Here is a 6,457-nt window from a genome sequence, read left to right as displayed (position 1 = left end):
CTGTTGCTCGTCAGTGAGGATGGGGCGGGTGATTGCGGTGCGTCTCAGATAGCTGTCTGCCACGAGTTTCAATAGTTTGTATAGGTAGTTAATAGTTCATGGTTAGTGGCAGCGGGTGTCGGCTTCAACCCCGGGCACGGTGGCCCGGGGAATCCGCCTTGGTTTTCTTTTGAAACACGGCGGTAGCGGTATCCCGTCGCGCCCGTAGTGTTACTCCCAAAGCACACCGATGGTGCTCGCGAGGTCCAAGAGCCGGCGGTCATCGGACTCGGTGGCAAAGTCGCGCAGACTCTCGGTGAGACCGGCACGTTGAACAAAGCGCGTATTTGATGCGTCGGGACTTACCACCCAGTAGCATCACTGAACCTGCCTTTTCAGGGACCCGAACTCGGCATACACACACATATATGAATTATCCAAAGATATATTGAGAGTGGCCGCCTACAGCTAGGTATGACCGAGTTCGATCCGGTCCCAGAGTCCGACGATAGCCAGAGACGGTGGCAGACCGGAACAGATACGTTCGGTCGTGTCTACGATGTCGTTCTCGGAATTACGTCCCCGACTGCGTACACCGAGATCGCGGAGCTTGCGGACTGCTCTCCAAACGCCGCGAAAAAGCACCTCGATCGCTTAGCAGAGATGGGTATCGCTCGAGCCGATAGAGACAGCCGCCCAGCGACATACGAACGAAACGAGGGGTATCTCGAGTGGCAGGACGCCAGTCGAATTGCAACCGAGCTCTCCCTCGAAGAGATCATCGACCGCGTGGAGACGCTTGAGGCGCAGCGGACGGAATACGAAGCCCGGTTCGAAACGAGGGACCCCACAGCCGTCAATGTGTTTGATCACGACAGTCACGACACTATTCACGAGCGGATGACCTCAGTCAGCGAGTGGCAGGGTGTGATTCGGGATATCAGGCTGTACGAACTTGCTCGCCAGCTCTCCCAGAACGACGGGCATTTGATTCCGGCGTAAATGAGCCAACCACCGAAGGATTCGGTGCCACACTCGACAGGACCACCGGATCGACAGACACTGCGCCTGCTGGAGCGACACCTTTCGTCGGATTCACTCGTGGCGGAGACTGCGTTCGATCCGGATTCATACGAACCTCGACTGCTCCGTGGACTGCTCGACGCTGGACGATATCCTGACACAGTAACAGCGGCCCGTCTCGACATTCGATGGTTCACGACTGGCGATTTCTCAGTTCACTACGTCGAAGAACACGAGGTCGAGGAACACTGGGAGTGTCGCTGGGACCGGCACCCGAACACACATAACGTCCGGTTGCACTTCCACAAGCCACCGTCTGCCAGCGAAATCACCGACCTCGAACTCCCGTCACTCCATCCACTCGAAGTATATTCTACTGTCCTCACGGCGATAGAGCAACGCATTAAGACACTGTGGTCGTCACCGTGATCTCGTAAAGAAGGGGAGCATGAATTCCGCCGTCGCGAAAGGTGCTGGTGCAGCCACGCTCCTCACGAAGGTTGACAGGGACTCTGCGGTCGGCGACTGCCAGCTAATCTATGATCTCGATACAGAGCCCGCTGCACAACTGACCGACAAGTGGCCCTCGCTGCCCGAAGCAGTTCGAATCACCTCCGAAAGCGGTGAACAGCTACTCACAGTCGCCTAGTGAACGGACGGGACAGACAGAGTCGACGCAGTCATGGAGTGAGGGGGCGCACTCAACGTTTCTCTACGATGAGGGAGGGTACGACGTTCGTAACGAAGATCGGCTTACGGCCCTACTGGAGAGTGACGAGAACGATGTCTGGTTGGTGCCAGCCGTTGCACTCCAGCGTGCCGTCGACGACGAGCACTCCGAGAATAGTCAACCCAACGCTCCCTCGAGAACACGTCTTGAGTGTCGCAAGTGCGGTCAAAAAACTGAGCATCAATTCCAGGATTTGGGACTGTCCCAGATGACGGATGGTCTGACCAGCCGATGTGGGAGTGCCAGGTGTGTCAGTCGCCTCGTCAGGGACCAGGAGTAGGATAATTGGCTGACCAACATCTTAACCAACGTGGCATGCAGATACCCGAGGTTGTTGGTTAATCCTGGTGCAGGGCTTTGGCGGGAGACGTCAGCGTCTCTCTCGTTTTTTCTGCGCCAGAAGTCGGTAGAGGCGTACATCATGGACCCACGAGACACACCTGGCTACCGACTGCATCGCGCGCTCAACACCTCAACAGCATCGACACCGAGAAACTGGACTCGACCGACCAAGAACGAACCGCGAAAGCTACGACGTTTCTGAAAGAGGTAGAACTGCTCAGCCAGCCAGGTGCTTCGGGACTCTGAATTGGGAGGTGGACGAAGAAAGAAAGCTCATCATCTGGGGATACGGTGCCTTCGAGGTCTACAAAGCCCGCGAAGACGGCCTTCCTGACTACGAAGGTGGTCTTGTGACACACGAGTTCCTCCGAACACTCGTTGGCTATCTCGAGCCTAACGAAGAACTCAACATCCAGACAGTCGGGTTCACGAAATGTCGGTTCCCCGCCTTCACAAAGCGGTACGTCCTTCACGACGGCGAAGTCCTTCACGCGGACCTCCGTTCCCCGAACCGATCGACGAGTAGGGTTGTTCGTCCTCCGGGAGGGGTGTGGGCGATCCAGTTGCGGTCGCCCCACAAGGTGATTGCTCGATGGGATACCGCGCACTCGTTGCGTATGAACGGACCGATGGACAGTACACACTCCACTACAGCCACTGGGGCGCAGCGAACCTCAAGCTCAAACACCGATCTCGGCTGAGTCGCCATTCGGTGGCGAGAGCACCGATTCCAAGTGGGCGAAACAGCTACTGGCAGAACTGGCGGATGGCCTCGAGGCAGACGCCGTCAACAGCTACCTCGCCGGCGTGAACCGGTTCGAGATGCGCGACATACTGCGAGCGGAGGGAGTCGAACTGCGAATGTCATTCAAGATATCTGATTGGAATCAGTAGAATAGGTGCCTATTGGACCTATTTTACAGGAACGTGCGAGACAAGAGGGATAGCTGATGTAACGACTCCGAGACTATGCTGTCCGCTCACCCCCCGGCTGTTCGCTCCTCGGTTCCGACAGGGTGTCGGAACACTCGTCGCTCACGGGAAGGCGGGGGTATGCGCTCGTATCTCTATCACGACCCGCATCACAACTGGTATTGTTCTACTCCCAACGAAATTGTTTTAGTAGTGGCGGCAGTTGCCACAGCTGATGCCACCTAACGCGTTGCCACACGACGCGAAGGCCGGACCGACGAAATCGGAGGTCCGGGCGATCGTCGGCTCGAAGCTCGCACTCGAGTCCGACGACCACTTCGTGGAGGTCGGCTCCTGTACGGGAGCCGTCACCATCGACGCGGCCCGGCGGGCCGGTCGAGTCACCGCCCTCGAGCGAAAGCCGGAACGCCTCGAGACGACCGAACGGAATCTCGCCGCGAACGAGGAGTCGATACGGGCGACGGTCGACCTCCGCAACGCGGAGGCGCCGGATGGACTGCCCGCGGACGCCGACGCGCTGTTCGTCGGCGGGAGCCGAAACTTCGAGGCAGTACTGGATCACGCCGTCGAGACCGAAATCGACCGGATCGTAATGAACGTCTCGCGTCTCGAGGTCGCCGGGCGGGCGACGGCGGCGTTTCGCGAGCGCAACATACTCGAGGAGGTCCTCCAGGTGCAGGTCAGTCGCGGCTACGAACTCGCCGGCGCGACGAGTTTCGACTCGGAGAACCCCGTCTACGTGCTGGTCGGGAGCGCAACGCCGGAGTCGAGCGGGGAAAGACAGCCGGCCACCGACGGCGGTCGGTCGGACCCGATCGCCGACGGCGGCGAACGCGACGGTGCGGACCTCGAGCGCGCCGAAGCGTGTGAGAGCGGCGACTGCGGAGGGCACCAACGATGACCGACCGGGATGGCGATCCCCAGGACGCGATCGACGCACGAGGCGAGCGCCGCCGTGACGGACTCGACGACCGCGTCTTCGAGCGAAGCGCCGGCGACGGCGAGGGCGTCCCCTTCGTCGGTGCCGGTCCCGGCGATCCGTGCCTGCTGACCGTCGCCGGGAAGGAACTGCTCGAGGGGGCCGACCTCGTCGTCCACGCGGGGTCGCTGGTCAACAGCGAATTACTCGAGGCCTACTGCGCCCACGCGGAACTCGTCAACTCCGTCGGAAAGGACCTCGAGGAGCTAATCCCGCTCATGCGGGACGCCTACGAGGACGGAAAGCGTGTCGTCCGCTTACACAGCGGCGACCCCGCCATCTACGGGGCCGCCCTCGAGCAGATGGACGCCCTCGAGAGCGAGGGAGTGCCGACGTACGTCGTTCCGGGTGTCACGTCGGCGTTCGCAGCGAGTGCGACGCTACGGACGCAGCTGACGCTGAACGAGGTCGCAAACCACGTCGCGTTCACCCGTCCACAGGGGAAGACCCTGAGCGAGGCGGAAGACCACATCTCGGAGTTCGTCGGCATGGGCGACGTGACGACGTGCATCTACCTCGGAACCCACGCCGTTCGAGAGACGATGGATCGACTGCTCGAGGACGGTCACGATCCGGAGACGCCGGTCGCCGTGGTCTATCACGCCTCCTGGCCGGACGAGGACGTGATCGTCGGGACGATCGGTGACGTTGCCGACCGGGTAGAAGAGGCGGGCTACCGGGCGTCGGCGCTGGTCGTCGTCGGCGACGCCGTGACGGGTGCGGGGTACGAGCGGTCGTACCTCTACGGCGATTGGGCGAGCAAAAGCACGTCCGACTGACCGAGACTGCACGTCAGCGACCGAGACGGTCGCTACCGTCGAACCGTGACCACGCGTTTCGCTCCCCGCAGTTTCCTAAACGCCAGTGTCTCGGGTCCCCACGGCGAGGAGGGGTGTAACGGCTGCGCGGTGGTTCGAGAGATCTGATCACTCGTCATCACGAAAGGCGTCCTGTGCCTTTCGAACGTATCGACGTCGCCGAGGATCCGTAATATAATCCTAAGCGACATGACACCGATGATTAACGCGATCACGAGTCCGATCGGCGATCCCTCGATTGCACGATCGTCGTCGGCGAACGAATGGGTCAGGCCAGACCCGACAGAGATCGTCTTCGGGTTGCCCTTCCGATCCATACCCCGCTTGATGCTCTTTCCAATTCAAACTTTTATAGTGTGTATGCATTAAACTATTGTACTAACACTCAAATAGGAAGGTGGGCGAACTAGAACTATGAGCTTCGTCATCGGTCGCGGCTCCGACGCTGAGACGACACAGACGGGCCACCTCGGCCGGTATCGTGCGCTCGACGGCAGCGAAGGTGCGAAGCTGTTTGTCGACCTCGACGGGCCACACGCCATGTTGATCGTCGGAAAACGCGGCTACGGAAAGTCGTTCACGCTCGGCGTCGTCGCCGAGGAACTGGCGCGTTCGCCGGGCGTCGCACCCGTCATCATCGACCCGATGGGCGTCTTCGCGACGCTCGCCGAACCCGCTGACGGCGAGTCGGTTCCGATCGAGGTCGTCGATCGCCCGGCGGTCGCAGCGAGCGTGCTCGATCCCCGCTCGTGGTGTTCCCTGCTCGGACTCTCACCGGAAAGCGGTGCCGGCGGACTCGTCTGGCAAGCCGCCCAGGAGGCCGAGACCCTCGAGGCGATGTCCCGACGGGTCGAAGCGATCGACGCGCCGACGACCGACACGCGAGCGGCGACGAATCACCTGTCGCTCGCCGAGTCGTGGGAGGTGTTCGATCCCGAGGGCCTCGACGCGGCCGACCTCGCCAGCACGGCGGCTACGGTCGTCGACGTCTCCGGGTTGGACGCAGCGCCGATGAACGCCGTCTGTCGCGGTATCGGAGAGGCGCTCTACCGGGCCCGCATCGACGAGACGATCGATCGTCTCCCGTGGCTGATGATCGACGAGGCACACACCTTCTTCGACGGCGTCGCCGAAGCGGCGCTCCACACGATCCTCACCCGCGGCCGTGCGCCGGGAGTCAGCCTCGTCCTCGCGACCCAGCGCCCGAGTGCCGTCACGGACACCGCCATCTCCCAGTCCGACGTGTTGATCTCCCATCGACTGACCGCCGAAGCCGACCTCGAGGCGCTCGAGGCCGCCCAGCCGACGTACATGAACGGGTCACTCGACGAGCGGCTCCCCACCGAACCGGGACAGGTGGTCGTCATCGACGACGCGACCGAGACGATTCACGCGGCACAGATACGGTTCCGCGACACCCCCCACGGCGGTGGGAGTCCAAGCGCGCGTGAGATCGCTGGTCTCGAGGAGACGTCGGCCGACGACTGAGGCGGATTGCTGAAATGGATCCTCGGCGAAACCCGACGCTGTGTTCGGCGATACCGCTCGACAGTGATGGGTCTACAGAGAGACAGCGAGAGTGCCTCGGGGCTTGACCCCGAGGGTGAATCGCGTAAGCTTTACTACTCATCCAACCGTACTGAAGGATACAGT

At 61.3% G+C, this 6,457-nt stretch carries 6 protein-coding genes and 2 pseudogenes; 7 read left to right on the top strand and 1 reads right to left on the bottom strand.

Annotated elements, in window-relative coordinates:
• Positions 1–453: 453 nt before the first annotated feature.
• The 6 genes and pseudogenes from GRS80_RS04280 (at position 454) to GRS80_RS04250 (ending at position 4,765) form a co-directional block, all read left to right on the top strand.
• Positions 454–981: a sugar-specific transcriptional regulator TrmB gene (locus tag GRS80_RS04280; protein ID WP_160046496.1), complete on the top strand. Its 528-nt coding sequence runs from the start codon at positions 454–456 to the stop codon at positions 979–981.
• A 469-nt stretch (positions 982–1,450) separates the two neighbouring features.
• Entirely contained in the window at positions 1,451–1,651 is a 201-nt protein-coding gene (locus GRS80_RS20605) for a hypothetical protein (RefSeq protein ID WP_235019642.1), read from the top strand.
• 647 nt (positions 1,652–2,298) lie between these two features.
• Positions 2,299–2,586: pseudogene (locus GRS80_RS21065) on the top strand (hypothetical protein); the annotation flags it as partial.
• Positions 2,587–2,666: 80 nt separating this feature from the next.
• A pseudogene (locus tag GRS80_RS04260) lies at positions 2,667–2,890 on the top strand (DUF6735 family protein); the annotation flags it as partial.
• A 331-nt stretch (positions 2,891–3,221) separates the two neighbouring features.
• Complete coding sequence (gene cbiT / locus GRS80_RS04255) at positions 3,222–3,908, top strand: precorrin-6Y C5,15-methyltransferase (decarboxylating) subunit CbiT (protein ID WP_160046494.1); 687 nt, start codon at positions 3,222–3,224, stop codon at positions 3,906–3,908.
• Entirely contained in the window at positions 3,905–4,765 is an 861-nt protein-coding gene (locus GRS80_RS04250) for a cobalt-precorrin-4/precorrin-4 C(11)-methyltransferase (protein WP_160046493.1), read from the top strand. The genes cbiT and GRS80_RS04250 overlap by 4 nt, the downstream gene beginning before the upstream one ends.
• A gap of 32 nt (positions 4,766–4,797) precedes the next feature.
• On the opposite strand, the gene GRS80_RS04245 is transcribed toward GRS80_RS04250, so the two are convergent.
• Positions 4,798–5,121, bottom strand: a complete 324-nt coding sequence (locus GRS80_RS04245; protein ID WP_160046492.1) for a hypothetical protein — start codon at positions 5,119–5,121, stop codon at positions 4,798–4,800.
• 97 nt (positions 5,122–5,218) lie between these two features.
• Here GRS80_RS04245 and GRS80_RS04240 point away from each other — a divergent pair, with 97 nt between their 5' ends.
• The gene (locus tag GRS80_RS04240) at positions 5,219–6,292 is read left to right on the top strand and encodes an ATP-binding protein (protein ID WP_160046490.1); all 1,074 of its coding nucleotides are present in this window, start codon (positions 5,219–5,221) and stop codon (positions 6,290–6,292) included.
• Positions 6,293–6,457: the final 165 nt, after the last annotated feature.

The sequence above is a fragment of the Natrialba sp. INN-245 genome (assembly GCF_009807105.1).
Taxonomy (GTDB): domain Archaea; phylum Halobacteriota; class Halobacteria; order Halobacteriales; family Natrialbaceae; genus Natrarchaeobius; species Natrarchaeobius swarupiae.
This window is presented reverse-complemented; position numbering and strand designations above follow the sequence as displayed.